This window comes from Paractinoplanes bogorensis (genome assembly GCF_018829635.1).
Classification (GTDB): Bacteria; Actinomycetota; Actinomycetes; order Mycobacteriales; family Micromonosporaceae; genus Actinoplanes; species Actinoplanes bogorensis.
Map to the genome: position 1 here is coordinate 495,327 of NZ_JAHKKG010000008.1, position 23,649 is coordinate 518,975.

The 23,649-nt window shown below is 71.3% G+C and carries 23 protein-coding genes and 1 pseudogene; 10 read left to right on the forward strand and 14 right to left on the reverse strand.

Going from position 1 to position 23,649, the window contains the following annotated elements; translation table 11 throughout:
- Positions 1–10 precede the first annotated feature (10 nt).
- From KOI35_RS27885 to KOI35_RS27910, 6 genes are read right to left on the reverse strand one after another with little or no spacing between them, the layout of a single operon-like run.
- Entirely contained in the window at positions 11–964 is a 954-nt protein-coding gene (locus tag KOI35_RS27885) for a DODA-type extradiol aromatic ring-opening family dioxygenase (protein ID WP_215791581.1), read from the reverse strand.
- Positions 964–2,430, reverse strand: coding sequence for an aldehyde dehydrogenase (locus KOI35_RS27890; RefSeq protein ID WP_215791582.1), 1,467 nt, complete (start codon positions 2,428–2,430; stop codon positions 964–966). The genes KOI35_RS27885 and KOI35_RS27890 overlap by 1 nt, the downstream gene beginning before the upstream one ends.
- The gene (locus KOI35_RS27895) at positions 2,427–3,245 is read right to left on the reverse strand and encodes an acetoacetate decarboxylase family protein (protein ID WP_246613812.1); all 819 of its coding nucleotides are present in this window, start codon (positions 3,243–3,245) and stop codon (positions 2,427–2,429) included. Before KOI35_RS27895 ends, KOI35_RS27890 begins: the two co-directional genes overlap by 4 nt.
- A complete protein-coding gene (locus KOI35_RS27900; protein WP_215791583.1) occupies positions 3,242–4,264 on the reverse strand; it encodes an aromatic ring-hydroxylating dioxygenase subunit alpha in 1,023 nt (340 codons plus the stop codon). Before KOI35_RS27900 ends, KOI35_RS27895 begins: the two co-directional genes overlap by 4 nt.
- 16 nt (positions 4,265–4,280) lie before the next feature.
- Positions 4,281–5,243: a PDR/VanB family oxidoreductase gene (locus tag KOI35_RS27905; RefSeq protein ID WP_215791584.1), complete on the reverse strand. Its 963-nt coding sequence runs from the start codon at positions 5,241–5,243 to the stop codon at positions 4,281–4,283.
- Positions 5,240–6,505, reverse strand: a complete 1,266-nt coding sequence (locus KOI35_RS27910) for a cytochrome P450 (protein ID WP_215791585.1) — start codon at positions 6,503–6,505, stop codon at positions 5,240–5,242. Before KOI35_RS27910 ends, KOI35_RS27905 begins: the two co-directional genes overlap by 4 nt.
- Before the next feature lie 200 nt (positions 6,506–6,705).
- Here KOI35_RS27910 and KOI35_RS27915 point away from each other — a divergent pair, with 200 nt between their 5' ends.
- Positions 6,706–8,190, forward strand: a complete 1,485-nt coding sequence (locus tag KOI35_RS27915; protein WP_215791586.1) for an APC family permease — start codon at positions 6,706–6,708, stop codon at positions 8,188–8,190.
- Here KOI35_RS27915 and KOI35_RS27920 read toward each other — a convergent pair.
- On the reverse strand, positions 8,187–8,828 hold the full coding sequence (locus KOI35_RS27920; protein ID WP_215791587.1) for a DNA-3-methyladenine glycosylase family protein: 642 nt from the start codon (positions 8,826–8,828) through the stop codon (positions 8,187–8,189). The genes KOI35_RS27915 and KOI35_RS27920 overlap by 4 nt on opposite strands.
- Positions 8,829–9,683: a DeoR/GlpR family DNA-binding transcription regulator gene (locus tag KOI35_RS27925; protein ID WP_215791588.1), complete on the reverse strand. Its 855-nt coding sequence runs from the start codon at positions 9,681–9,683 to the stop codon at positions 8,829–8,831.
- A 313-nt stretch (positions 9,684–9,996) separates the two neighbouring features.
- Between KOI35_RS27925 and KOI35_RS27930 the strand changes: the two genes are divergently transcribed.
- From KOI35_RS27930 to KOI35_RS27960, 7 genes are all read left to right on the forward strand, one after another.
- Positions 9,997–11,079, forward strand: a complete 1,083-nt coding sequence (locus KOI35_RS27930; protein WP_215791589.1) for a substrate-binding domain-containing protein — start codon at positions 9,997–9,999, stop codon at positions 11,077–11,079.
- Positions 11,080–11,145: 66 nt separating this feature from the next.
- Positions 11,146–11,928, forward strand: a complete 783-nt coding sequence (locus KOI35_RS27935) for an ATP-binding cassette domain-containing protein (RefSeq protein ID WP_215791590.1) — start codon at positions 11,146–11,148, stop codon at positions 11,926–11,928.
- A complete protein-coding gene (locus tag KOI35_RS27940) occupies positions 11,925–13,178 on the forward strand; it encodes a sugar ABC transporter permease (protein ID WP_215791591.1) in 1,254 nt (417 codons plus the stop codon). Before KOI35_RS27935 ends, KOI35_RS27940 begins: the two co-directional genes overlap by 4 nt.
- Before the next feature lie 25 nt (positions 13,179–13,203).
- Positions 13,204–14,697, forward strand: a complete 1,494-nt coding sequence (locus tag KOI35_RS49035; RefSeq protein ID WP_308121173.1) for an FGGY family carbohydrate kinase — start codon at positions 13,204–13,206, stop codon at positions 14,695–14,697.
- Positions 14,694–16,145 carry an FGGY-family carbohydrate kinase gene (locus KOI35_RS27950; protein WP_215791593.1) on the forward strand — a complete coding sequence of 484 codons (1,452 nt, stop codon included), beginning with the start codon at positions 14,694–14,696 and terminating at the stop codon, positions 16,143–16,145. The genes KOI35_RS49035 and KOI35_RS27950 overlap by 4 nt, the downstream gene beginning before the upstream one ends.
- Positions 16,142–16,756 (forward strand): histidine phosphatase family protein, encoded by a 615-nt coding sequence (locus tag KOI35_RS27955; protein WP_215791594.1) that lies wholly within the window; start codon positions 16,142–16,144, stop codon positions 16,754–16,756. Before KOI35_RS27950 ends, KOI35_RS27955 begins: the two co-directional genes overlap by 4 nt.
- A gap of 7 nt (positions 16,757–16,763) precedes the next feature.
- Complete coding sequence (locus KOI35_RS27960) at positions 16,764–17,792, forward strand: 2-hydroxyacid dehydrogenase (protein WP_215791595.1); 1,029 nt, start codon at positions 16,764–16,766, stop codon at positions 17,790–17,792.
- Here KOI35_RS27960 and KOI35_RS27965 read toward each other — a convergent pair whose 3' ends face one another.
- From KOI35_RS27965 to KOI35_RS27975, 3 genes are read right to left on the reverse strand one after another with little or no spacing between them, the layout of a single operon-like run.
- On the reverse strand, positions 17,793–18,368 hold the full coding sequence (locus KOI35_RS27965; RefSeq protein ID WP_215791596.1) for a TetR/AcrR family transcriptional regulator: 576 nt from the start codon (positions 18,366–18,368) through the stop codon (positions 17,793–17,795).
- Between the two features lie 9 nt (positions 18,369–18,377).
- The gene (locus tag KOI35_RS27970) at positions 18,378–19,358 is read right to left on the reverse strand and encodes an acetylxylan esterase (protein WP_438870625.1); all 981 of its coding nucleotides are present in this window, start codon (positions 19,356–19,358) and stop codon (positions 18,378–18,380) included.
- A gap of 36 nt (positions 19,359–19,394) precedes the next feature.
- Entirely contained in the window at positions 19,395–20,288 is an 894-nt protein-coding gene (locus tag KOI35_RS27975) for an NmrA/HSCARG family protein (protein ID WP_308121174.1), read from the reverse strand.
- On the opposite strand from KOI35_RS27975, the gene pnuC reads away from it, so the two are divergent.
- Both pnuC and KOI35_RS27985 read left to right on the forward strand, forming a co-directional pair.
- Complete coding sequence (gene pnuC / locus KOI35_RS27980) at positions 20,257–20,874, forward strand: nicotinamide riboside transporter PnuC (protein ID WP_215791598.1); 618 nt, start codon at positions 20,257–20,259, stop codon at positions 20,872–20,874. The two genes, KOI35_RS27975 and pnuC, sit on opposite strands and share 32 nt — an antisense overlap.
- Complete coding sequence (locus tag KOI35_RS27985; protein ID WP_215791599.1) at positions 20,871–21,965, forward strand: AAA family ATPase; 1,095 nt, start codon at positions 20,871–20,873, stop codon at positions 21,963–21,965. Before pnuC ends, KOI35_RS27985 begins: the two co-directional genes overlap by 4 nt.
- Here the strand turns inward: KOI35_RS27985 and KOI35_RS27990 are convergent.
- From KOI35_RS27990 to KOI35_RS28000, 3 genes and pseudogenes are all read right to left on the reverse strand, one after another.
- Positions 21,936–22,688, reverse strand: coding sequence for an SDR family NAD(P)-dependent oxidoreductase (locus KOI35_RS27990; protein WP_246613814.1), 753 nt, complete (start codon positions 22,686–22,688; stop codon positions 21,936–21,938). The genes KOI35_RS27985 and KOI35_RS27990 overlap by 30 nt on opposite strands.
- Before the next feature lie 77 nt (positions 22,689–22,765).
- A pseudogene (locus KOI35_RS27995) lies at positions 22,766–23,188 on the reverse strand (aquaporin); the annotation flags it as partial.
- Between the two features lie 93 nt (positions 23,189–23,281).
- On the reverse strand, positions 23,282–23,647 hold the full coding sequence (locus tag KOI35_RS28000; RefSeq protein WP_215791601.1) for an ArsR/SmtB family transcription factor: 366 nt from the start codon (positions 23,645–23,647) through the stop codon (positions 23,282–23,284).
- Between the last annotated feature and the right edge of the window lie 2 nt (positions 23,648–23,649).

The window sequence follows — 23,649 nt, forward strand, 5'->3', positions numbered from 1 at the left end:
GGTTGTCCTCTCAGCCGGCCGCGGCCAGGTCGGGGCCGCCGGTCTGGCGGACGTAGTCGGGGTCGGTGGGCGTGCGCCGGGGGCGGGGGAAGCCGTCCGCGGGCCGGTCGAACCACAGGTGCACCTGGCCGGTGCCGACCGAGTTCTCGTACTCGCCGTACTGCCGGCTCGTGGCCCGGCAGTCGCCCTCGCCGAGCGCGCCGATCATCATCAGGTAGTGGCCGAAGCGCGCCTCCGGCTTGTAGCGGTAGAACTCCGGCATGGTGTCCAGCACCCGGGCATGGTCGCCGGTCGCGAACCACTCCAGGCGCTCGGCGTCGGCCGCCGCGGCCTCGGGCGTGAAGATGTGCTCGACACCGGCCGCCTCGTGGTCGCGCAGCTTCCGCAGCGGCCAGAACGTGTGCGACATGGCGCCCGACGCGATCAGCAGCACCCTGCGGTCCGACTCGGCGATCGCGTCACCCAGCGCCCGCCCGAGCCGCAGGTTGTCCTCGGTGTCGGCGGTCTGGCACACCCCGATCGAGATCCACTTCTTGTCCGGCAGGCCCTGGCCCAGGAACTCCCAGACGTTGGTGGTGGCGTAGAAGATCGGCAGGTGGTCGTCCTCGATCGCGGTGATCCAGGTGCCGTGCCCGGCCGCCCGGCTCGCGATCAGGTGGGCCAGCTCGGGGTCGCCGGGGAAGTCGTACGGCCGCTTGCTCATGCCCCGGGGCAGCTCCTCGGACGTGAACAGCCCGGCCCGCCGCGACTGGGCGGTGACCACGAACTCGACCGTGGTCGCCCAGTGCGAGTCGAGCACCACCACCGTGTCGTAGTCGACGGTGTCGAAGACGTCCTTGCGCAGCTGCTGCAGGCCGGCCACCAGCGTGGTGTCCTCGCCGCGGTTGAGCTCGCGCCGGATCTCCTCGGGCAGCACGATCGTGGGCACGTGGGCGATGAGCCCGGCTCCGACTACCTCTCCCATCACGCCTCCTGGTTCCCGGTCCAGCCGGTCGGGCTGAACACCGTGTTCTTGATGTCGCAGTAGAAGTCGAACGAATACGTGCCGCCTTCGCGGCCGATCCCCGAGCGGCCGTTGCCGCCGAACGGCGCGCCCAGGTCGCGGACGAAGAAGCAGTTGACCCACACGGTTCCGGCGTTCAGCCGCGCGCTGACCCGTTCGGCCCGCTCGGGGTCGCCGGTGACGAGGGTGGCGGCCAGGCCGAAGCGGGTGCTGTTGGCCATCCGTACGCCCTCGTCCTCGTCGCCGAAGGTCTGCATGGTCAGCACCGGCCCGAAGACCTCCTCGGTGAGGATCTCGCTGCCCTGCCGCGCCCCGGCCAGGATCGTCGGCGCGTAGTAGAGCCCGCCGAGCTCGGTGTTCGGGCCGCCGCCGAGCACCGCCTTGGCCCCGTCGGCCAAGGCCCGCTCGACGAAGCCGCTGACCCGCTCGAAGTGCTGACGGCTGACCAGGGCGCTCACGTCGGTGGCCTCGTCGCGCGGGTCGCCCTGCACCAGACCGCGGGCGCGTTCGGTGACCCGGGCCAGGAACTCCTCGGCGATCGACTCCTGCACCAGCATCCGGAAGGCGCCCAGGCAGACCTGGCCGGCGTTGTCGAACTGCTCGACGGCCAGGTCGACGGCCAGGTCGAGGTCGCAGTCGTCGAAGACCAGCAGCGGCGACTTGCCGCCGAGCTCGAACGACAGCGGGACGATGTTCGGCGCCGCCGCGGCCGCGATCAGCCCGGCGGTGGGCACCGAGCCGGTGAACGACAACCGGCGGATGCCCGGGTGGCGGGTCAGCGGCGCCCCGGCGTCGGGGCCGGTGCCCTGCACGACGTTGAACACGCCGGCCGGCAGTCCGGCCTCGTGGGTGATGTCGGCCAGCAGGGAGGCGGTCAGCGGCGCCCACTCCGGCGGTTTGAGCACCACGGTGTTGCCCGCGGCCAGGGCCGGGCCGATGCGCCAGGTGGCCAGCATGAGCGGCGCGTTCCAGGGCGTGATGATCGCGGTGACACCGGCCGGGTCGTACGTGATGCGCTCGCGGTGACCCCGTATCTCCAGGCTTTCGTGCTCGAGGGCCTCGGCGTGGTCGGCGAAGAAGCGGAAGTTCATCGCCACCCGCGGCATGACACCGCGCCGGTGCGAGCGCAGCAGTGAGCCGTTGTCGCGGGTCTCGACCCGGGCCAGATCCTCGCGCCGGGAGTCGATGCCGTCGGCCACCCGGCGCAGGATCGCCGAGCGTTCGGCGACCGGCAGGGCGGCCCAGGCCGGGAACGCCTCGCTCGCCGCGGTCACCGACCGTTCGACCTCGGCCGCGCCGCCGGCCGAGATCTCGCCCAGGACGGCGCCGTCGATGGGGGAGATGTCGGTGAACGTGGCGGCGGAGGCGACCCGCTCACCGCCGATCCAATGGCGGGTGTCGACCCGGACGCCTTCGACCTCGATCATGCTGACGCTCCTTCGGCAGCTTCGAGACGGGCCAGCGACCGGCCACCGTCCCAGACCACGCCGACCTGGCGGTAGTAGCCGCCGATGATCTCGTCGACCCGCAGCCGGGCCAGTTCCTCGGTCGGCGACTCGAACAGCCGCAGATCCACGTCGCCCCGCCAGGCTTGACCACCCTCGAACCGAGCGGCGCCGGAAGAGATCAGTTCCGCGTACGCATCCCCGGCGCCCCGCTCGATGCCGTGATAGACGCGGTGGTGAGCCATCGGGTGCCCGTTGACGAATCCGTTGCTGCCGGCCGGTTCGCGCAGCGTGAGCACGGCCTCGGCCAGCCTGCGGTCCCCGGCGGCCAGCGTCGCGCCGAACATCGCCCCCGGCGCCAGCGACGGCGCGGCGTGGGCGAACGGGTGCGGCCGGGTCTGCCACATCGAGCCCAGCTTCTTGGGGTAGCCCTGGTGCATGCCGCGGGCGATGGCGAAGTCCTTGTCGACCCAGATGTAGGCGCAGCGCGAGAACACCTCGCCCCGGAACGCGCAGCGCACCACGACGAACGCCTCCTTGTACTGCGCGCGGACCGGGTCGAGCAGCTCGGCCCGGCTCGACGAGCAGGACTGCCAGTCGGCCCAGATCAGCGCGACCGCACCCGGATCCTCGGGGGCGAGTTCGAGCGGCGCGGGCAGCAGCTCGGCCACCCGGGCCGGGTCGGTGCGGTACTCGACGGTCAGCAGGTCGCCCGAGTAGAACCACGGCGGGTCCGGGATCAGCGAGGACTCCCCGTGCGCGGTGCGCGGGTAGAAGAACCCCTTCATGTCGGTCATCGGCGCTCCTGCAGGACGGTGGTCTCGTCCGCGACCATCCGGCCGACGATCTTGCGGACCTGGATGGCGGCGGCGTCGGCCGCGACGCGGACCTCGGGGCGCGGGCCGTCCTCGTCGAGGACGCGCTGCATCGTCTCGAGGATGTCGCGGACCCGCCGGTAGTACTCCCGGAACAGCGGGGTGAGCTGGGCGCTCACCTCGTCGCCGGCGGCGAAGTTGCGGCTGACCCGCCAGATGTGCCGGGTCGTCGTCGCGCCGACCGGCGTGACGGCGTGGGTGAAGCGGAAGGTGTACGGCTCGGGGCGGCGGTCCGAGGTGACGTCCCAGCTGTCCACCCACAGCGCGGGCGAGACGAAGCGGCCCTGCTCGCGCTGGCGGAACAGCTCGTCCTCCTTGGCGTCGATCAGCGGCGCGTGCCAGGCCGCGAGCCGGGCCGGCGGATAGTCGCGGGTGAACGCGACCGACGTCTCGGACACCTCGACGTCGAGCCCGGGCACCGGTCCGGCCGACAGCGCCGGCGGGGCGATGAGCGGATCGACCACCGCGACGTGGGTGATGTCGGCGAAGTTCTCGTGCAGCAGCAGGGCGCCGGCGCCGGTGGTCCACTCGTCGCCGAACGTGCTCCACGCGTCGTCGGCCAGCCAGGGCGTCCGCGGCGGATGGCGTAGCCCGGCCAGGCCGGCCCCGGCGAACCAGACCCAGACCAGGCCGTCCTGCTCGACCACCGGGAAGGCGCGCACCCCGGCCCCGTACGGGACCTCGGGCTGGGTCGGCACCCGGACGCACCGGCCGTCGGGGTCATAGGCGAAGCCCGAGTACGCCGAGACGATCAGCTCGCCGTCCAGATGGCCGAGGCTCAGCGGGTACGGGGCGTGGGCGTCGCGGTCCTCGAGCGCCACCACCCGGCCCGCGGGCGTGCGGTAGAGCGCCAGGCCCTGGCCGAGCGCGCGCCGGCCGAGCGGCACATCGGTGACCTCGGCACCGGTCGCGGCGACGTACCAGCAGTGGGTGGGATACATGGTCGGTCCCGTCCTCCTACAGCGCGAGCGTCAGGCGCGCGCCGCGGCAGCGGGACACGCAGATCATCATCACTTCGCCGGCGGCGCGTTCGTCCTCGTCGAGCACCGAGTCCCGGTGGTCGACCTCGCCGTCGACCACCTCGGTCTCGCAGGTGCCGCAGATGCCCTCGAGGCAGGAGCCGAGCACGCTGACCCCGGCCGCGCGGACGGTCTCGAAGATCGACCGGTCCGGCGGCACCGTGACCGTGCGGCCCGAGTGCTGCAGGACGACCTCGAACGAGCTGTCGCCGCCCGGTTCCGGTTCCGTCGCGCGTGCACTGAAGCGCTCCAGGTGCAGGCTGCCGGGCGGCCACGGCGCACAGAGCTGCTCGACCGCGCTCAGCAGTCCCTCGGGACCGCAGGCATAGACCAGGGTGCCGGCGCGGGGGCGCAGGATGGCGGCCAGGTCGAGCCGGCCCAGCTCGTCCTCGGGCACCAGGTGGACGCGGTCGCCGAAGCGGGCCAGCTCGTCGGCGAAGGCCATGGACCGGCGCTGCCGCCCGCCGTAGTGCAGCTCCCAGTCGGCGCCGGCCGCGTCGACCTCGTAGATCATCGCGAGCAGCGGGGTGATGCCGATGCCACCGCCGACGAACAGGTAGCGCTTCGACGAGACGACCGGGAAGTGGTTGCGGGGGCCGCGGGCGCGGACGGTGCTGCCCTCGCCCAGTTGGTGCACCCGGGTCGAGCCGCCGCGGCTGTCCGGGGCGTGCAGCACGGCGACCCGCCACGCGTCGGTGTCGCCGGTGTGCCCGCACAGCGAGTACTGCCGGGTGAAGTCGTCGTCGAGGATCAGGTCGATGTGGGCGCCCGGCGTCCAGCCGGGCAGGGTGCCGCCGCCCGGGCGGCCGAGGGTCAGCGCGACGACGCCGTCGGCGACCTGTTCGGCCTTGCGTACCACCAGATCGGCCTCGAACTCGCGGACGACGGTGTCGACCGTCATCGGACCTTCACCGCCACCGGGAACTTCTTGATGCCGTTGACGAAGTTCGAGCGGACCCGGGTCACGTCGCCGGCCAGCTCGATGTCGCGCACCCGGGGCAGCAGCTCCTCGAACATCAGCCGGATCTCCATGCGGGCCAGCGCGTTGCCCATGCACAGGTGCGGGCTGCCCTTGCCGAAGGTCAGGTGATCGACGTTCGGGCGGGTCACGTCGAGGCGGTACGGGTCTTCGAACACGGTCTCGTCGCGGTTGCCCGAGGCGAACCACATGACGACCTTGTCGCCCGCCTTGATGGACTTGCCGCCGAGTTCGGTGTCGCGGGTGGCCGTACGCCGGAAGTGGTAGACCGGTGACGCCCAGCGCAGCAGTTCCTCCAGGCCGGAGGCGATCAGCGCCGGGTCGTCCTGCAGCCGGCGCAGCTGGTCGGGCTGGTCGATCAGGGCCAGCATCGCGTTGCTGATCGCGTGGCGGGTGGTCTCGTTGCCCGCGATCACCAGCAGCAGGAAGTAGTTGTCGAAGTCGCGGTCGCTGAGCGGCACGCCGTCGGTGGGCATCTTGTTGGCGAGCTGGCTGACCAGGTCGGTGCCGTCCCCGCCGCGGCGGCGGTCCCGCAGGGCCCGGCCGTAGTCGAAGACGTCCTGGGTGGTGGGGGAGCGGAACGGCAGGTGCTTGTACTTCTCGCTCTCCGGCGAGTCGAACTGGTGCTCGGTGTAGTCGGGGTCGGTGTTGCCGACCATCTCGTTGCCCCAGGCGATCAGCTGCCCGGTGTCCTCGCGCGGCACGTCGAGCAGCCGGGCCAGCACCTGGATCGGGAAATCGGCGCTGACCCGCTGCACGAAGTCGAACTCGCCGGCCGACAGCGCCTCGTCGACCGTCCGGCGGGTCAGCTCGCGCAGGAAGCCCTCGTAGTTCTTCATCAGGTTGCGCGGGCTGAACTCGCGGGCGATCAGCTGCCGCAGCGCGAGGTGCCGCTGGCCGTCGGTCTCGAGGATCGAGCGGCGGATGTCGCGCAGGTCGTCGTCGACCTCCTCCAGGCCGACGAACTGCTCCGAGGTGAAGGTCTCGGTGTCGCGGTCGACCGCCCAGATGTCTTCGTACCGGGTGACCGCCCAGAAGCCGCGGTTGGGGGTGGGCTCGGGGTTCCAGTGCACCGGGTCCTCCCGGCGCAGCGTGTCGAACTGGGCCCAGCCGAGGTTCTGCTGGAAGCGGTCGTAGTCGGCGAGGTCGACCGCGTCGAGGGGGACGATGTCGGGCTGCGTCATGGCTGCCTCCTCCGGCTTCGGCGGAAAGTCGTTCGGGTCCGAACGATACGAGTGGCGGGCAGGCCGCGCAAGAGGCCGGGATCGACTGGCCGTCACCTGCGAAAGTTCGCGCCGGGGCCTTGTGTGCCGGTGCGCGCCGTCCTATCGTTCCGCCTCAAACGTTCGTACCCAAACGATCTTCTCGACAAAGGAACGGGCCCATGAGCCAAGCCGAGCAGTCGAGCACCGCCGAACGGCGAGAGGCGCACCACCTGCGCCGGGGCAGCCTGGGCGTCCTCGGGATCTCCTTCTTCGTCATCTCCGCCGCCGCGCCGCTGACCGCGATGGCCGGCGGTGCCCCCGTCGCCATGCTGCTCGGCAACGGAGCCGGCATCCCCGCCGCGTACGTGCTGATCAGCCTGCTCCTGCTCGTGTTCTCGGTCGGCTACACGGCGATGGCCCGCCACCACACCAGCACCGGCGCCTTCTACAGCTACGTCTCCCGGGGTCTGCGCCAACCGGCCGGCGGTGCGGCCGCGTGGATCGCGCTGCTCGGCTACAACGCCATGCAGATCGGGCTCTACGGCCTGTTCGGCGCGGCCGCCACCGGCTTCCTGGCCGACCAGTTCGGCTGGGACCTGCCCTGGTGGCTGGTCACCCTCATCGCGATGGCGGTGATCGCGGTGCTCGGCTACCGGCAGGTCGACCTGTCCGTCAAGGTGCTGTCCGTGCTGGTCGCCGCCGAGTTCCTGATCGTGCTCATCCTCGACGTCGCCATCGCGGTCAAGGGCGGCCAGGGCGGCGGGGCCCCACTGACCCTCGAGCCGTTCAGCTGGAGTGCCCTGACCTCCGGCTCACTGGCCATCGCGCTGCTGTTCAACGCGGCCTCGTTCATCGGCTTCGAGGCGACGACCATCTACAGCGAGGAAGCCAGAGACCCTCGCCGTACGGTCCCTCGTGCCACCTACGTCGCCGTGCTGACGATCGGCCTGTTCTATTCGGTCACCACCTGGCTCATGGTCAACGGCCAGGGCCCGGACTCGCTGGTCGGTTTTCTCGGCGATCTCAAGCCCGACCCGACCGCTTTCCTGTTCGTGCTGAGCGACACCTACATCGGCGGCGCACTCACCACGATCATGACGTTGCTGTTCGCCACCAGCGTCTTCGCCGCCCTGCTGGCCTTCCACAACGCGGTCGCGCGCTACCTGTTCGCCCTCGGCCGCGAGGGACTGGTGCCCGAGCGCCTCGGCCGCACCCACAAGGTCCACCTGAGCCCGCACGCCGGCTCGATCAGCCAGACCGCACTCGCCGTGGTCATCGTGGCGATCTTCGCGATCACCGGTCAGGACCCGGTGCTGGCCCTGTTCACCTGGCTCACCCAGCTCGGCACCCTGGCCATCATCACCCTGATGGCGCTGGCCTCGTTCGCCGTGGTCGCGTTCTTCCTGCGGCACCCCGACCTCGACCACAACCGCCTGCGTACGTTCGTCGCCCCCACGGCCGGCGGGATCGCGACCGCGGCGGTGGCGATCTACGCGGCCTCCCAGTTCGGCCTGCTCATCGGCAACGAGGACAGCGTGCTGAGCTGGCTGCTGCCGGCGCTCATCGTGGTCGCGGCCGTCGCCGGGGTGCTCTCGGCCTTCGTGCTGCGCGCGCGGGACCCGCAGCTCTACGCGGTCATGGGCCGGCACCGCGGCGACGCCTAGAACCGCGTTCCGGCTCCGGGCGGCAGCTTGCGTGACAAGTAGTAGTGCCAGGTCACCAGGGTGCCGATGGTGCGATAGGGCGCCCACTGCTGAGCCGTGGCCTGCACCGCGTCGGGGGTCGTCGCCTTCGGAAGCTCTCGCAGTTGCTTGAGTCCGTTGATGACGGCCAGGTCGCCGGCCGGGAAGACGTCGGCACGGTGCAGGGCCAGGATCAGATAGACGTCGACCGTCCAGTTGCCGACGCCCTTCAGCCGGACCAGGCGTTCCCGGATGGCGGCGTCCGGCAGGTTCTCCAGACTCGTGAGGTCGAGGTCGCCGTCGGCGATCTCCCGCGCCAGGCCACGAACGTAGCCGATCTTCTGCCGGCTGAAATAGGCAGCCCGCAACTCGTCGTCGCTCAACGCCAGCACGTTCTCCGGCGTGATGAGGGTGACCCGCTCGCGCAATTTCTCCAGTGCGGCCTTGGCCGAGGCCAGGGAGACCTGCTGTTCGAGGATGAACCAGACGAACGACTCGAAGGTGTTGGGGCGGCTCCAGAACGGCGGGTAGCCGAATTCGTCGATGACGAATCGCAGCCGGTGGTCGCGCGATGCGACCTTGTCGCACAGAGCGGGGAGCTCGGCTTCGGTGAAGACCATTCAGGAGCCCCGGGACGCGACGCCGCCGTCCTCGGCGGCTGACGGACGACCAGCGACCTGGAACGGCACCCCGGCCGTCCGCATCGAGGCGAGGATGGCGGGGTCGGTGTCCGCGTCGACGATCACCAGGTCGAACGCGGTCAGCGGGGCGAGCTGGTAGAGCCCGCTCTTGCTGAACTTGGTGTGGTCGATCAGCAGGATCCGGCGGGTCGAGGCCTCCATCAGGGCCCGCTTGACCGCCACCGTCTCCTGCGACTGGTGGTAGCAGTGGCCGTCGGTCACGGCCGTCGTCGACATGAACAGGATGTCGGCCCGCAGGGAGCGGATCGCCTCGTTGGTGCGCATGCCGAGGAAGGCGTCGTACGCGGGGTAGTAGGCGCCGCCGAGCGCGATCAGGTCGATGCCCGGTTCGCCGGCCAGCAGCTTGACGATGGCCAGGAAGTTGCTGATCACGGTGAGCGGGCTCTTGCCGGGGAGCAGTTCGGCCAGGGCCAGCCCGGTGGTGCTCTCGTCGACCATGACCGACTGCCCGGGCTCGACCAGATCGAGCGCGGTCCGGGCCAGGAGTTGCTTGATGTCCGCCATCGCCTCGGTGCGGTGGCGGACATCGCCGTGATATTGCGCCGACGGCCGGGCGGTCGCGCCGCCGCGCACCTTGCGCAGCCAGCCCTCGCTCTGCAGCGCGTCGAGGTCACGGTGGATCGTCATGATGCTGACGTTGTAGGTCTCGGCGAGTTCTTCGATGCGGACGAAACCCTCGTCGACCACCAGCTTGCGGATCTGCTCGCGGCGTTCGCGGGGCGCATTCTGCCCGGCGGTCAGGTCGACGTCGAGGGACGCGTCGTCGGTCGTCACAGCTTCTCCCCTCACGCCGCCGGCCCTTTCCTCCCCGCCACAGCCTAGGGCCCGGCGTGGCCGCGGCCGGACGAGGGTGCGTGAACGCGTCGTCGATCTTCTCTTCGATAACAGCGACTTAACACCCCCATCTTGGCATGCTATGTCCATCTTAACGGACGCCTGACGGCTTTTCTAACGTGAACTTCACAGAATTTCCCGTGAGTTAGCGGTCAGGTCTTGACGTGTATGAGTCGCTCGATGTTAAGTTCCCCACATCGGCCGCGCGGTGAGTCCCCCGAGCCGCACGGACGCCACCCATCGAGGAGAACGCATGAAGAAGGTTCGTCTGAGGGCCCTGGCCGCCACCGCGAGTGCCGTCCTCGCCGTGGTGACGGCGGGTGGCTGCGCCTCAACGGATGACTCCGCAGCCGGCAGCGGCGGCGACGCCACCAAGGCCAAGATCGCATTTCTGATGCCCGACATCGCGTCGACCCGGTACGAGCTGTTCGACGCCCCGCTGTTCAAAGCGAAGATCGCCCAGCTCTGCCCCGACTGTGAAGTGCTCTATCAGAACGCCGGGGCCGACGCCGCCAAGCAGCAACAGCAGGCCAACTCGGTGCTCGCCCAGGGCGCCAAGGCGATCGTCATCGACCCGGTCGACTCGGCCGCCGCGGCCACCATCGTGCAGGCGGCCCAGGCCCAGAAGGTGCCGATCATCGCCTACGACCGGCCGATCCCGCAGGCCAAGGCCGACTACTACGTGTCGTTCGACAACGAGAAGATCGGCTCGCTGATCGCGCAGTCGCTGGTCGACAAGCTCAAGGCGGACAAGGCCACCGGCGGTCTGCTGCAGGTCAACGGCTCACCCACCGACGCCGCGGCCGGCCTGATCAAGAAGGGCGTGCACAGCGCCGTCGACACCAGCGGATTCCCGCTGCTGGCCGAGTTCGACACCCCCGGCTGGCAGCCGCCCAAGGCGCAGGAGTGGGTGACCGGTCAGATCACCAAGTTCCCCGGCAAGATCGCCGGCGTGGTCGCGGCCAACGACGGCACCGGCGGTGGCACCATCGCCGCGTTCAAGGCGGCCGGGGTCGAGGTGCCGCCGGTCACCGGGAACGACGCCGAACTGGCCGCCGTCCAGCGGATCATCGCCGGAGATCAGTACAACACCATCTCCAAGCCGATCAAGACGGTCGCCGAGGCGGCCGCCGACGTCGCCTACAAGTTCGTCCAGGGCAGCCCGCCGGCGGCCAAGACAACCCTGTTCGACACCCCGTCCGAGCTGTTCACGCCGACGGTCATCACGCAGGAGAACGTCAAGGACCTGCTCACCGGCCCGGACGCACCGTTCAAGCCGGCCGACGTCTGCACCGCGGAATACGCCGCCGGCTGCACCAAGCTCGGCATCAGCTGACCGGCCACCGTCGCCCTGCGCCGTCCACCGCCGGCGCAGGGCGCCCGAACCAGATCGGAGGCAACCATGGCTGACCCCGTCCTCTCCCTGCGTGGCATCAGCAAGAACTTCGGTGCCGTGGCCGCGCTCACCGAGGTCGACCTCGACGTGTCGGCCGGTGAGGTGGTCGCCGTGGTCGGCGACAACGGCGCCGGCAAGTCCACCCTCGTCAAGATCCTCTCCGGCGTGCACACGGCCGACACCGGGACGATCACCTTCGAGTCGCAGCCGGTGCAGATCGGCTCGCCGGCCGCGGCCCGCCACCTCGGCATCGCCACCGTCTTTCAGGACCTGGCGCTCTGCGAGAACCTCAACGTGATCGACAACCTCTTCCTGGGCCAGGAGTTGCGCGCGCTGCGGCTCGACGACGTGGCCATGGAGGTCCGCTCGTGGGAGCTGCTGCGGCAGTTGTCCGCGAAGATTCCCACCGTACGGATCCCCGTCGCCTCGCTGTCCGGCGGTCAGCGCCAGACCGTCGCCATCGCCCGGTCCCTGCTCGGCGACCCGAAGATCATCGTGCTCGACGAGCCGACCGCCGCTCTCGGCGTCGCGCAGACCGCCGAGGTGCTCAACCTGATCGAGCGGCTCCGCGAGAACGGCCACGGCGTGATCATGATCAGCCACAACATGGCCGACGTGCGGGCCGTCGCCGACACCGTCGTGGTGCTGCGGCTGGGCCGCAACAACGGCGTCTTCGCCACCGGCGACGTGTCCTCCGAGGACATCATCGCCGCGATCACCGGCGCCCACGACAACGTGGTCACCCAGCGCGCCGGCCGCCGCGGTGCGACCGAGAAGGGCCAGTCATGACCGACACCGACACCGCTCCTCGCTCGACGGCCACCGATCTGCAGGACGAACGCCTGCGCCAGTCCGACGGCGTCGCGGGCTCCGTGCGGGCACTGCTCGACCGCGTACGGGGTGGGGAACTCGGTCTTCTGCCCGTGGTGGCCGGTCTGGTGGTCATCTCGACGGTGCTGCAGATCCTCAACCCGATCTTCCTGTCCAGCACCAACCTGGTGAACCTGCTGCTGGAGTGCGTGCCGGTCGGGGTCATCGCCCTCGGCGTGGTCTGCGTCCTGCTGGTCGGCGAGATCGATCTGTCGGTCGGCTCGATCAGCGGCCTGGCCTCGGCGGCGGTGGCGATCCTGTTCGTCGACCAGGGACTGCCGGTCGTCGTGGCGATCCTGGCCGCGGTCGCCCTGGGCAGCCTGATCGGCTGGGTCTACGCGCAGATGTTCAACCGGTTCGGCGTGCCCAGCTTCGTGATCACCCTGGCCGGACTGCTCGCGTTCGTCGGCCTGCAGCTCAAGGTGCTCGGCCCGATCGGCTCGGTCAACCTGCCGTTCGACTCGGGGCTGGTCCGCTTCGCCCAGCTCGCCTTCCTGCCCGGCTGGCTCGCGTACGCCCTGGTGGTCGTGGCCGCGGTCGCCCTGTTCCTCAGCGGGTACGCCCACGCCCGTACGCGCCGGAAGGCCGGCCTCTCCGACCGCTCGGTCCAGGCCCTCGCCGCCCGGAGCGTCCTGCTGCTGGTCGGTCTGGGTTTCGCCGTCTGGTATCTCAACCGCACCCGCGGCGTCGGCTGGATGTTCGTCTTCTTCATCGCCCTGATCCTGGTGCTGCACTACGCGCTGTCCCGCACCAGGTGGGGCAAGTCGGTGTACGCGGTCGGCGGCAACGTCGAGGCGGCCCGCCGCGCCGGCATCAACGTCCGGATGGTCTACACCTCGGTGTTCATGCTGTGCACCTCGCTCGCCGCGGTCGGCGGGGTGCTGGCCGCGGCCCGGCTCGCCGCCGCCAACCAGAGCACCGGTGGCGGCGACGTCAACCTCAACGCCATCGCCGCCGCGGTCATCGGCGGCACCAGCCTGTTCGGCGGGCGCGGCACCGCGTTCGCCGCGCTGCTCGGCATCCTGGTCATCCAGGCCATCAGCAGCGGGCTCACGCTGCTCAACCTGGACTCGTCCTACCGCTTCATGGTCACCGGCGCGGTGCTGCTGCTGGCGGTGACGCTCGACTCGGTGGCGCGCCGGTCGCGCAAGTCGTCCGGACGGGCGTGAGGGGACAGTCGTGGCGGTCGTGTGTGTGGACGTCGGAACGACGATGATCAAAGCCGTCGGATATGCCGACGACGGTGCCGAGGCGGTGGTCGTCCGCCGGCCGGCCACCGTGCGGCACCCGGTGGCGGGCTGGGCCGAGCAGGACATGGCCGAGGTCTGGGACGCGGTGGCCGGCGGCGTCCGCGAGGTCGTCCGCAAGCTGGACGCTCCGGTGGCCCACGTGGCCGTCACCGCCCAGGGCGACGGATGCTGGCTGGTCGGCCCGGACGGCGAGCCGACCGGTCCGGCGATCCTCTGGAACGACGCCCGCGCCGTCGGCGTCGTCGACGAGTGGGCGCAGCAGGGCGTTCTCGAGCGGGCGTTCGCCGTCAACGGATCCCTGACGTTCGCCGGCCTGCCCAACGCGATCCTGGCCTGGCTACGGCGCCACGACCCGGAGCGTGTCGAACGGTCGGCGACGGCGCTGACCTGCGGTGGCTGGATCTTCCAGCGGATGACCGGCGAACTGGCGGCCGACGAGTCCGACGCGTCGGCGCCGTTCCTCGACATCCGGTCCCGCGCGTACGCCCCGCAACTGCTGCGCATGTACGACCTGGACTGGGCCGAACGGCTCCTGCCGGAGATCCGCCGCGACCAGGGCCGGGTCGCCGGTCTCAGCGCCGCGGCGGCCGAGCGCACCGGGCTGGCTCCGGGAACCCCGGTGGTGATGGGCCCGTACGACATCGTCGCGACCGCCATCGGCGCCGGTGCCGTCGCCGCGGGCCAGGCCTGCAGCATCCTCGGGACCACCCTGTGCACCGAGGTGATGACCACCGGACCGGAGCTCGACGGCGAGGCGGCCGGACTGACCATCGCCCTCAGCGACCGCTACCTGCGGGCCTTCCCCAGCCTGGCCGGCGGCGAGGTCGTGCAGTGGGCCTGCGAGATGCTGGCCCTCGACGAGCCCGCCGAGTTCATCGACCTGGCCCTGCGCGGGACCCCCGGCGCCGCCGGGCTGGTCTTCCTGCCCTACCTGTCACCGGCCGGGGAACGGGCGCCGTTCCTCGACCCGCTGGCCCGCGGCACGCTGCTCGGACTGTCCTCCGGCCACGGCCGCGAGCAGGTCGCCCGGGCCGTCCTGGAAGGACTCACCCTGGTCGTGGCGGACTGCCTCGCGGCGTCCCGCACCCGGCCGAGCGAGCTGCGGGTCTGCGGCGGGGGAGCGGCCAGCTCCGGATGGCTGCAACTGATCGCCGACATCACCGGCGTGCCGGTGCTGCGCTCGGCCGACACCGAGGCCGGGGCCCGGGGCGCCTTCCTGGTCGCCGCGGTCGCCACCGGCGCCGAGCCGACCCTGGAGGCCGCGGCCGCCCGGCACGTCGGCAATCGCGACACGTTCCGGCCCGACCCGGCCGCCACCGGGTTCTACGCGGAACTCCTGGCCGATTTCGTCAGCCTGCGGGCGACCGTCTCGGCCGCGGGCCCCCGCCTGGCGAGCCGGCGCTCCCGCCTCACCCCTGCTCCGGGAGGACGAGCATGACGGAACCGGTCTGGCTGGGCCTGGATCTCGGCACCCAGAGCGTCCGGGCCCTGGCCGTGGACCGGGACGGCACGGTGCTCGGCTCGGCCGTGCAGCGGCTGACCAGTCGGCGTGACGGTCCCCGGCACGAGCAGGACCCGGAACAGTGGTGGTCGGCGACCGCGGCCGCCTGCCGGGAAGCACTCGCGGGGCTCGCCGGCCACCCGGTCGGCGGTGTGGCTGTCGACGCCACCTCCGGCACGGTCCTGCTCACCGATGCCGGCGGCCGAGCCCTGACCCCGGCGCTCATGTACGACGACACGCGCGCCGACGCCGACCGGGTCAACGAGGCCGGCGTCGCGGTCTGGGCCAAGCTCGGCTACGGCCGGATGCAACCGTCGTGGGCCCTGCCCAAGGTGCTGTGGCTGCTGCGCGAGCACGCCGATGTCGTACCGCAAGCTCGTCTGACCCACCAGAACGACTTCGTCAACCGGCGCCTGGTCGGCCACGAGGTCGCGGCCGACCTCAGCAACGCGCTCAAGACCGGCGCCGACCTGATCGACGAGAACTGGCCGTCCGCGGTGCTGGACGAGCTCGGCGTGCCGTCGCATCTGCTGCCCGGGCTGGTCCGCAGCGGGAGCACGCTCGGCACGGTGTGTGCGGCGGCGAGCGCGGCGACGGGCATCCCGGCCGGCACACCGGTGATCGCCGGGATGACCGACGGCTGCGCGGCGCAGCTCGGCGCGGGTGTGCGGCGGCCGGGCGACTGGAACTCGGTGCTGGGCACCACCCTGGTGCTCAAGGGCGTCACCCGGGATCTCATCCGGGATCCGTCCGCGGTGGTCTATTCGCACAAGGCGCCCAACGGGGACTGGCTGCCGGGCGGCGCCTCCAGCACCGGTGCCGGCATCATCGCCCGCGACTACGCCGGGCGCGACCTCGCCGAGCTGGACCGGCAGGCGCTCGACTACGAGCCGGCCGGCGTGGTGGCATACCCGCTGGCCGGTTCGGGCGAACGCTTCCCCTTCGTCGCGCCGCAGGCCCGGGGATTCTGCATCGGCATCCCGCGCGACGACGCCGAAGGCTACGCGGCCGTGCTGCAGGGCGTCGCCTTCCTGGAACGGCTCTGCGTCGACTACCTCGATCAGCTGGGCGCACCGGTCGACGGCGACTACGTGATCACCGGCGGCGCCACCCGCAACGCGTACTGGAACCAGTTGCGGGCCGACATCCTGCACCGTCCCGTCAGCGTGCCCGAGAACGCCGAGTCCGCCCTGGGCATGGCCGTCCTGGCCGCGGGCGGGGAGAACACCGCCGCGATGGTCCGCATCCGGCAGGTCATCGAGCCGCGAGCCACCGCGACCGGCCGGTTCGACGAACCGTACCTGCGGTTCGTCGAGGAACTGGACAAGCGCGGCTGGCTCGCCGAGGGCCTCGCAGCACATGCACACGAGAGGACGACACGATGACCCGACTGGTTCTGGTCCGGCACGGCGAGACGGTGTGGCACCACGAGAACAGATACGCCGGGACGAGCGACGTGGCGCTGACCGACCGCGGCTGGGACCAGGCCCGCCAGCTCGCGGAGTGGTCGCGTACGGCCGGTCTCGACGCGATCTGGGCGTCGACGCTGTCCCGGGCCCGGCTGACCGCGAGCCTGTGCGCCGAGGCCGGCGGCAAGGAACTCCAGATCGACGCCCGGCTGCGGGAACTCGACTTCGGCGATGCCGAGGGGCTCACGTCGGCCGAGATGGCCGAACAGTTCCCGGAGGCGCTGCACGCGTTCCGCGCCGATCCGGTGGACCGCCACCTGCCCGGCGGTGAGCACCCCGCCGAAGCCGCCGACCGCTTCACCGGATGTCTGGCCGACATCGCCAAGCAGCACCCGGACGGACGGGTCCTGATCGTCGCGCACACCACCGCCATCCGGCTCGCGCTGTGCCAGATCCTCGGCATCCCGCTGCGTGAGTACCGCCGCCTGTTCCCGTTCGTCCGCAACTGCAGCCTCACCGAGGTCGAACTTCGCGACGGCCAGTTCTCCGTCCTGGAGTTCAACGCCCCGCTCGACCGGACCTCCTAGGAGAACCATGTCTGTCCGTGTACTCGTCGCCGGCGACGACTTCGTCCTCAACCGTCTGCTGATCGCCGCCCTGGGGCGCGCGACCACCGCCGACCTCGACATCCGGGAGATCTCGCTGCCCTGGCCGTCCGTCCCGTTCGGCCGGGTGGCCGAGGTGGACGAGGCCTCCGGCACCGAGGAACAGCTCATCGAAGCCCTGGACGGCGCCGAGATCTGCCTGACCCAGATGGCGCCGCTGACCGAGCGGATCCTGGCGTCGGCCCCCGGCCTGAAGCTGTTCGGCATCAGCCGCGGCGGCCCGGTCAACGCCAACCTCGAGGCGGCGACCCGTCATGGCGTCGCGGTGACCTATGCCCCCGGCCGCAACGCGCAGGCCACGGCCGAACACACCGTCGGCATGATCCTGGCCGCCCTGCGCCGGATCCCGGAGACCCACGCCGACCTGACCGCCGGCACCTGGCGTGGCGACTACTACGAGTACGACCGGGTGGGCCCGGAACTCGCCGGGAGCACAGTCGGCCTGGTCGGCTACGGCGCGATCGGCAGCCTGGTCGCCCGCATGCTGCGGGGGCTCGGGGCGGAGGTGATCGTCCACGACCCGTACGTGAAACCGGATCTGGTCGAGGAACTGGTCGGCCTGGACGAACTGCTGAGCCGCTCGCAGATCGTCTCGCTGCACGCCCGCGTGACGGCCGAGACGGCCGGCATGATCGGGGCCGCGCAGATCGCCGCCCTGCCCCCGGACGCCGTGCTGGTCAACTGCGCCCGCGGATCCCTGCTCGACTACGACGCGGTGTGCGACGCCCTGGATTCCGGCCACCTGTACGGCGCGGCGTTCGACGTCTTCCCGTCCGAGCCGATCCCGGCCGGTTCGCGGCTGCTCAGCACCCCGCACGTCGTGCTGACCCCGCACCTGGCCGGGGCCAGCAAACAGACCGCGGCCAACGCGGCCCGCCTGGTGGCCGCCGATGCCGGGCGCTACCTGAGCGGGCAGCCGCTGCTGCACTGCGCCAACCCTCGCGGTGCTACCGCGTGATCACCTAGGCGACGCGAGGCGGCGCGCTGCTTCGACCACGAAGGCGCGGCGGGCCGCCCGCTCCGTCTGATCGTCCGGGCCGGCACCGGTGATCATCTCGGCCAGCTGGGGCACGGTCTGCCACCACGCGGCGAGGGCGATCAGGGCGAAAACCAGGTGGGCCGGCTCCAGGCCGGTGTCGAGCGCGCCGGCCATGCGCGCCACCTTCTCCCGGTAGTGCGCCGTGCGGCTCTGCACATCGGCGGCCGGGCCCGCCTGCAGGCCCTCCCACTGCAGCAGACGGCCCAGCTCCGGGTGCTCGGCGTGGTAGTCGAAGGTGGCGCCGGCGAACTCACCGATGTCGTCGAGGCCGGCCCCGGTGAGCTTGACCGCGGCGGCCAGGCGTTCCAACTCGGTCGCGAGCACCAGATCCCACAGCGCGCGCTTGTCGCCGAAGTAGCTGTAGAGGCGTTCCTTGTTCACCCCGGCCCGCGACGCGATGGCCTCGACCTTCGTGCCCTCCAGCCCGTGCGCGGCGAACTCGGCCAGGGCGGCCTCGCGCAGCCGTCGACGCGTTCCTTCGGTGTCCCAGGCCACCCCGCCAGTTTACCGACCGGCGAGCACTGCTCGCAGGAACCCGAGCGCCCTCTCCTCGTCCAGGATGCCGCCGCCCTCGTGGCCGTTGTACTCCCACACGGCCATCTCGGTCGGGCCGGCGTACGCGTGGAACGCTCCGTACACAGTGGATGGCGGGCAGACCGGGTCGCGCAGCGCGGCCGAGAAGAGCGCCGGCGCCGCGGCCCGCGCCGCGAAGTTGACGCCGTCGAAGTAGGCCAGCGTGCGGAACACCTGCTCCTGCCGGCCGCGGTGCACCTTCAGATAATCGATGATCTCCCGGTACGGGTACGCGTCGGTGACCCGGACCGCGCGCGGGAAGTCGCACAGGAACGGCACGAACGCCACCACCCCGGCCAGGTCGGACCGCAGCCCGGCCACGGCGAGCGAGATGCCCCCGCCCTGGCTGCCGCCGAGCACCGCGACCCGGTCGGCGTCGACCTCGGGCACACCCCGGGCCACGTCCACCGCCCGTACGGCATCGGTGAAAAGCCTCCGGTAGTAGTAACCGGCCGGCTCGAGGATCCCGCGGGTCAGCACCCCGGGCACCTGCGGCGGCGACGGGGCGTCGTCCGGCGTGGCGCCGAGACTCCAGCCCGACCCCTGCCCGCGGGTGTCCATCTGCAGGTGCGCGAACCCGGCCGACGCCCACAGCAGGTTCTCCAGGGCGTGTCCGCGCCCACCGCCGTAGCCGACGTACTGCACCACCGCCGGCAGCGGACCGGTCGCGCCCACCGGGAGCCGCAGCCACGCGCGTACGTCCTGGCCGCCGAAACCGCGGAAGGTCACGTCGTACGTCGTGATGGTGGTCAGCCCGGTGGGGACTTCCTGCAGCCGTACGTCCAAATCGTGTGTCCCCGCGTCGGCCAGGGTCGCGGCCCAGAAGTCGTCGAAGTCCGCGGGCGCCGACTGCGCGCTGCGATAGGTGGCCAGTTGCTCGGGGGCGAGATCGGTCAGCACAGGCGCACGCATCCTTCAGCTCTTGGCAGTCGGGTCCTCGCCAAGATCCTAGTTCCGCGGGATGGTGTGGCCGTTACCGTCGAGCCACTGGTCGAAGGTCTGCAGCCCGGGGTTGAGCTCGCGGACCGCCGCCAGGTCACGGACGCCGGTGAAGTAGTCGGCGAACTCGGTGTAGTACTGCAGCATGTTGCCCGCCTCGTCGGCGCCGGGGAAGCCGAGCGCCCGGTACGCGTCGTGAGTCAGCGGACGGTAGACGACCGGCTCGCCGACGGCCCGCGACAGCCCGGCCGCGATCTGCTCGCCGGTCAGGTGCTCGCCGGCGATGTGCACGGTCCGGCCGACGTACTCCGGGCCGGCCTGGAAGATGCCGTACGCGGTCCGGCCGATGTCACCGACCGCGATGCCGGCCAGCGGGCTGTCGCCCATCGGCAGGCTGAGCGTGAGCACGCCGTTCTCGTCGCGCGTGGCGCCCCAGCCGTTGGCCAGGTTCTCCCAGTAGAACGTGGTGCGCAGGAACGTGGCCGGGACGCCGGCCGCGCGGAACAACTCGTCCGCCTCCGCCTTGGCGTCGAAGTGCGGGACGTTGTATGTGTCCTGCAGGGTCGGCATCCGCTCACCGGTGACCGGGATGTGATCGCGGGTGTCCTCCAGCGTCGACCAGATCACGTGCCGCAGACCCGCCTTCTTGGCCGCGTTCACGAGGTTGGCCGCCTCTTCGAGCTCCCGGGCGGCCGACATGTGCGCCCAGAAGTCCGTGACCAGATAGGCCCCGTACGCCCCGGCGAACGCGTCGACCAGACTCTGCTCGTCGTAGTTGTCGGCCTGCACGACCTCGGCGCCGAGCTTGACCAGTTCCTGCGCCTTGGGCGACGGGCGAGACAGGCCGCTGCCCGTCCGGAATGCTGAGCTGATGATCGATTGGTTGACCAGCGCGGCGTTCACCGCCTTCGGAGCCCCGACCACCTGGGCCGAGCTGCTCGGCTTCGCCACCGGGCTGGTGAACGTCGGGCTCCTGGTCCGCCAGCACATCCTGAACTGGCCGCTGGGCATCCTCAACGTCCTGCTGCTGATGGTCGTGTTCTGGTCGGCCGGTCTGTTCGCCGACGCCGGGCTGCAGATCGTCTACGTGCTGCTCGGCCTGTACGGGTGGTGGGCCTGGCTCCACGGCGGCGAGCGGCACTCCCGGCTGGTGGTGCGGCACACGACCCGGACCGACTGGCTCGGGCTGGCCGTGGCCGGGGTGCTGCTCACCGCCGGACTGTGGCTCTTCCTGGACCGGCTGACCGAGTCGACCGTGCCGCTGGCCGACGCGCTGACCACGGCGCTGTCGCTGCTGGCGACGTACGGGCAGACCCGGAAGTTGATCGAGAACTGGTGGCTCTGGATCGCCGCCGACCTGATCTACATCCCGCTGTACGGCTACAAGGATCTGTGGCTGACCGCGATCCTGTACGTCGCGTTCCTCATCCTGTGCATTTTCGGTCTCCGGTCGTGGCGGGCGGCGCACCGGGCCGCGGTGGCCGCATGAGGTACGGGCACGGGCTGATCGTCGGCAAGTTCTATCCGCCGCACGCCGGGCACCACGCGCTGATCGCGGCGGCCGAGGCGGCCTGCGACCGGGTCACCGTGGTGGTCGCGCCGTCGACCCGCGAGTCGATCCCGCTGGACGAACGGCTGGCCTGGCTGCGGGCCGGGCACGGGCCGGCCGTCGACTTCGTCGGGGTGCACGACGACCATCCGGTCGACTACGCCGACCCGGCGGTCTGGGAACTGCACATGGAGATCTTCCGGAAGGCGGCCGGGACCGACCGGGTGGATGCGGTGTTCTCGTCCGAGGCGTACGGGGAGGAGCTGGCGCACCGCTTCCACGCCGAGGCGGTGACCGTCGACCTGGACCGGGCGCAGGTGCCGGTCTCGGGGACGGCCGTGCGCGCCGACCCGCCCGCGCACTGGCACCTGCTCGGGCCAGGGGCCCGCGGCTGGCTGGCCCGGCGGGTGATCGTGGTCGGCGCCGAGTCGACCGGCACCACCACCATGGCCCGCGCGCTGGCCCGGCACTACCGGCTGCGCGGCGGGGTGTGGGCGGCGACCCGATGGGTGCCCGAGTTCGGCCGCGAACTGACCGAGCGCAAACTCCGGGCCCTGCGATCCGTCCGGCCGTCGGCCACGATCTTCGACGTGACCTGGGACCGGGCCGACTTCGCCGAGGTCGCCGCCACCCAGAACGCCCACGAGGACGAGGCGGCCCGGCTCGGCTCGCCGGTGCTCTTCGGCGACACGGACGCGCTGGCCACCACCATCTGGGAGGAGCGCTACCTGGGCGACACATCGGACGCCGTACGCGACCAGGTCCGCGAACCCGACCTCTACCTGCTCACCCATGACGCCGGCGTCCCGTTCGTCGACGACGGCCTGCGCGACGGGCAGCACATCCGGGCCTGGATGACGCAACGTTTCGCCGCGGTGCTGACCGGCGCCCCGGTTCACCATCTGACCGGGAGCTACCGGCAGCGCCTGCACACCGCCATCGAGGCGACCGACGAGCTGCTCGCCCGGGGCTGGACCTTCGAGCCCCCGCTGAGCAGCTCATCACCAGGGAGCGCGGGTGCCGTCCCATGACCAGAGGGCGCCGGTCGGGCCGTCGTCGGGCAGCAGCGCGAGCCGGATCGCGCCCTGAGCGGCCTCGGCCGGGTCACCGCCCACGTTCATGCCGGCGATCAGATTGGTCCGCCGCAGGCCGGGCGCCAGGGCGTTGACCTTGAACTTGTCACCGAGGGCCTGCGCGGTGAGCAGGGTGATCGCGTTGACGGCGGTCTTGGAGCTGCGGTAGGCGATCCCGCCGCCCTGGACGCGCTCCCAGTCGAACTGCGGGTTGGGCCCACTGTTCCAGGTCAGCGAGCCGGTGCCGCTGGACACGTTGACGATGCGGGGGTGCGCCGACCGGCCGAGCGCGGGCAGGAACGCCTGGGTCACGGTGACAAGACCGAAGACATTGGTTTCGTACGCCGTACGCAACTGCTCGAGCCCGGTGCCGGAGATGTCTTCGCCGCCCGGGTTGACGCCCGCGTTGTTGACCAGGACGTCCAGCTCGCCGATCCGCTCCGCCGCCGCGGTGGCCGAGGCCGGATCGGTGACGTCGAGCTGGACGACCCGTACGGCCGCGCCGAGTTTTTCCGCGGCCTGCGCGCCCTTCTCCGGGTCGCGCGCGCCGATCCACACGGTCAGGCCGTGCTCCAGCAGCAGGCGCGCGATGTCGAAGCCGATGCCGCTGTTGGCCCCCGTCACCAGCGCCACCAGGCCCGGTGCCGGAATCTCGATCTGCTCAGGGAGAGTGTCCATCATCCAACCTCCAACTCCAACGTTTCAGTTGGAAGCCTACCTCGTCTCCGGCGGGCGGCGGCTGTGTGTGATGGCCAGGCCGCGGCCGGGGCGACAGCGGCGCGACCGGAGCGCACGAGGGCGAAGATCAGCAGGAGCAGCCCGGCGGTGGCCACGACCTCGCCGAGCCACAGGTGGCCGGCGGAGCGGTCCTTGGACGACCAGGTGACCGCGGGCAAGGCGAACATGAGGTTGGCGAGGATCGAGCCGCCGATCGCCCCGGCGATCTGCGCGATCACGTACGCGCCGAGGTCTGCGCTGCTCAGGCCGGTTCCGGCGCGGCGGCCGAGGAACCAGTCGGCGGCGGACACGACCGGGTTGAAATGGGCGCCGGAGACCGGGCCGTAGGTCAGGATGAGCGCGCCGAGGGCGGATCGGGCGCACGGCATCGAGGTCGAGCCCGGCCGGGTCGTCGAGCGTCCAGTCCTCGTAGCGCCGGCCGGGAAAGACGGGGCAGGTGTCACCGCAACCCATCGTGACGATGACGTCGCTGTCCTCGGCCACCGCGTGGTCGAGCTTGCGGGGCTGCCCGCCGGTCAGCCCTGGCCGAGCGTGCGTCAGGCGTCTGGTGAGAGCAGCGTGGACAGTTGCCGCATCAGCGCCGGCCGCGGCCGGTAGTAGACCCAGCTCGCCCGCCGTTCGGCGTCGACCAGGCCGGCCTCGCGCAGAGTCTTGAGGTGGTGCGAGATGGTCGAACTGGACACCTCGAACGCGGGGGTCAGGTCGCACACGCAGATCTCCCCGCCCTCGGCAGAGGCGATCATCGACATCAGCTGCAGCCGGACCGGGTCACCGAGCGCTTTGAACGCCACCGACAGGTTCATCGCGGTCGGTGCGTCCACGCGCTGCACGGCCATCGGTGGGCAGCACGAATCGTCGCTCTCGCCATCGAGAACGGGTAGCGATGCACGCGGATTCGACATCC